4 protein-coding genes are annotated in these 3438 nt (G+C 27.5%); all 4 read right to left on the bottom strand.

Translation table 11 applies throughout. The features are described from left to right. A partial coding sequence (mobV, locus tag FYJ26_RS10670) for a MobV family relaxase (protein WP_195837866.1) occupies positions 1–585 on the bottom strand: 585 nt, incomplete at its 3' end. 369 nt (positions 586–954) lie between these two features. Further along, complete coding sequence (locus FYJ26_RS10665; RefSeq protein WP_154542224.1) at positions 955–1152, bottom strand: hypothetical protein; 198 nt, start codon at positions 1150–1152, stop codon at positions 955–957. Next, entirely contained in the window at positions 1149–1982 is an 834-nt protein-coding gene (locus FYJ26_RS10660) for a replication initiation protein (RefSeq protein WP_154542222.1), read from the bottom strand. The genes FYJ26_RS10665 and FYJ26_RS10660 overlap by 4 nt, the downstream gene beginning before the upstream one ends. A gap of 1065 nt (positions 1983–3047) precedes the next feature. Continuing rightward, the coding region (locus FYJ26_RS10895) for a hypothetical protein (protein WP_459410835.1) at positions 3048–3438 on the bottom strand (391 nt) is incomplete at its 5' end.

Here is a 3438-nt window from a genome sequence, read left to right as displayed (position 1 = left end):
TTTTAACTCCTTTTTTAAGGTCTTATTAAGATAAGCATTTAGTGCTGGGTGGAAAGCAATCAACTCTTTTTTATCAATTAGTTCTTTTGCTGAAATCTTCTCTCTTCCCTTTTTCTTGTCCCATACTGCGGGGGTGAAAATAAAATGCATATGTGGGGTTGTTTCGTCTAGGTGTACATAACTGGAAACTATATTTTTTTCGCCATATCTATTTTTCAAAAACTCGTATGTTTTTGAAAAAAAACTTGTAATGTAGGGGTTTTCATTTTCGGGGTTAAAAAAATTATCAAAATCAGCGAATTGAGCACCTTTATAATATTCATGTGGAATGGTCACAACCCACGAACAAGCAATGTTGACGTCTTTACGGTTGAGTGCTTTAAGCTCTTTACATCTATTTTTTATAAAATCATAGTCGCTTAAACCATCATGCCTAGAAGCTAAATTATAATTTAAATTTGTGATTTCTGTATTAATATTTTCGTTTCCAAATTTTATATAATTTCCTTGTTCGTCCTTTGATCGTGAGCAATGTTTTAGTATATGCCCAATTTGTACACGTGTATATTTTTTTAAATTTGCCATATTGTTAATTCCTTTCTAAAAAATGTCTTAACTTATATATGTATTTTTTTAATTTGGGAAATAAAAAAATGGTATATAATTCATGATTTGCTATATTATTAGTTCATTTTTTTAGAAAAAAATCTTAGCAGGTGTATGTATTTTTTAAAATTTGAAAATAAAAAAATGGTATATACTTTGAATCAAAACTTTTTGGTGTATAAATACCATATAAAGGCACTTTTTAATGGTGTAGCAAGCTATACCAAACCCAGAGGGTGTTGAAGCTTGCAAGGGGAGACCCCTTGACCCCCTTCTTAAGGCAAGCCTAATAATTTCAAAATACAAAAATGAAGACAAAAAAAGACTAGATTTATCTAGTCTTTTAGTTCACGAAAAGTGATAATCAATTGTATTAGAAATGTCTTCTAGTTTTTCATTTGCTTTTTGCAACTCGAGAATTTTATATAGTTCTAAGAAATCTTTAAAGCTAATATCTTCTGTGCAATACTCTATAAATTTTTCATATTTAGCTTTAAAAATATCTAAGTTTAATAACATATTTTGTAAATCATCATCGTTCATCATTGTTCTTCTCCTTGTTCTCTATCTTCTAGAATTCTTTTAAACCTTTCTTCTCTAGCTTTTTGGGAAAAAGATCCTTTAGATTTTTTATTTTTTATTTTGCTTATATTACGGTTTTTACTAGTCTTTTTTATATACTCATCATCAACAAATTCAGGTTTTTCAGGTACTTTTTCAGGATTCCAGGTGAATTTGTAGCCGATTACTGGAGTACCTTGTGTGTTTGCTTTTATTATTTTAACGTTGAATTTATTAAAATATTTAGGTAATTCTTTTTCTATAGGCTTTATAACTCTTTTTTTAATATCATTAGCTTTATAACTTACTGGAACATCAAGTAAATCTTTAAACTGGTCCAATTTAAACTCTTTGCTACCAGTCGTCCTCCATTGTTTTAAAATTCTGTACATGGTTTTAGAATAAACTGATTTTAAACTTGTAAATTCAGTCAATTCATAAACTGTAAAATTTTTAGTAAGCTTATTTACGATATACTCAAAATCATCAGAAACCTTAACATTTAACGTCTTATTTTCAATATCAATTATAAAGCGTTGAAACAGTGCAAAATTAGCTATTCTTTTACTAGTTCTTTCAACATAACGAAGACCTGCAATTTTATCTGTAATTTTATCTAGGGTTGCAACCCATCTATAATTTCTATCAGAATAATCAATCAAATCTTTGATTTCATCAGTATTTAAAGTCATTTCTTTAGTTCCTTGATTTCTAATTTTTGAAATGATACCAAAGAAAAAATTCATATCCTCAGCTGACCATTTCTTCATAGAAACCATATTTAAATCATTATGATATTTTACTAAATCATTCATTTAAAACGACCTCTCTTTATTATTGACTTTATTATATACCAAAAATATTATAAAGTCAATAATAAAATATTGTCGTTTTAGATGCACAAATTGTCGTTTTAGATGCACAAATTGTCGTTTTAGATGCACAAATTGTCGTTTTAGATGCACAAATTGTCGTTTTAAAAAAAAATAAATATGTAAATTTCAACGTTTGGGGACCCAAAATCCAACCTTAAAGTATATTAAAGTATATTAAAGTATTATTAAAAGCAAAAATTAAAAATTTTTGAAAAATTATGGTCAATTTGCTGACGCAAATTTCCGTTAGAAAAATATAGATAATTTTTCGCTATGCTCAAAATTTTCGTAGTAGAATTTTAGATTAAATGAATTTAAGATATTAAGGAGTTTAATTTTATATAATTTAATGCTCCGAATACGAACCCCCGTCGCTATGCTCCTCGCCCCTTTACGCAAGGGGCTATCTAATACAGCTAGGGTTAGGAATAGAAGATATCAAAATTAATCGAATTTTAAACTTTAATGCTCCTAAAATCATAAAAGCATAGGATTCCTTGCCATAGATGTTAATTTTTCTTAAATCGCAAATTAGAGCCTATAAAACAAAAATATAAATTATTATAAAAATAATATTTAAACTAAGCTTTAAAATACCTAAGAAAACGTTTTATTTTAACTTGTAAGAGCTTCATTTGATATTAATATATAATTCCCTATGTTAGTTAAAAAAAATTTCTTAAAACTAAAAATATAAAGCCTCGAGACTTTTTTAATATTAAATCTATCTAAGTATAGGGGATCTGATATAATAATTTTGTTGCTATCCCTACACTGGTGACAGAAAGGGGGCGTTCAATTTGGAAAAAATCTATTCTCTTCTAATTTCTATCATAGCGAATGTAACTAGTCACTACATTTGCAAATGGCTAGATAGAAATTTAAAAAATGAAGAACAGGAAAAATAGCAACTAGCATAAAAAAAGCAGGGGTATTTTTACCAACCTGCTTTTTTGCGTTCAATTTGAACTCTATTCTCTTAGTCAATATAATTATACCTCAAATTTATAATTTTAAAAAATCTTCTTCAATTTCATACTCATCTTTTTCTTTCTCTTTCTCATTAGATTTTTTAGCGTACGTGTTGTAAAAATCATCTAGCGTAGATATTTCTTTATTATTTTTTGTGATAGTTTTGTCTTTCAAATACTCCTTTAATTGGTTATTTTCTAATTTAAGCTCTTTATTTTCTATTTCCAAATCTTTGGCTGACTTAGTTTTTTGACAAGGATTTTTTATCATAACCCCAACATCTTGGATGTTTAATTTTTTTAACTCCTTTTTTAAGGTCTTATTAAGATAAGCATTTAGTGCTGGGTGGAAAGCAATCAACTCTTTTTTATCAATTAGTTCTTTTGCTGAAATCTTCTCTCTTCCCTTTTTCTTGTCCCATACT

It is taken from the genome of Anaerococcus porci (assembly GCF_009696575.1).
Taxonomy (GTDB): Bacteria; Bacillota; Clostridia; order Tissierellales; family Peptoniphilaceae; genus Anaerococcus; species Anaerococcus porci.
Note: the sequence above shows the minus strand (reverse complement) of the source record. Positions and strands in the feature narration are given on the sequence as shown.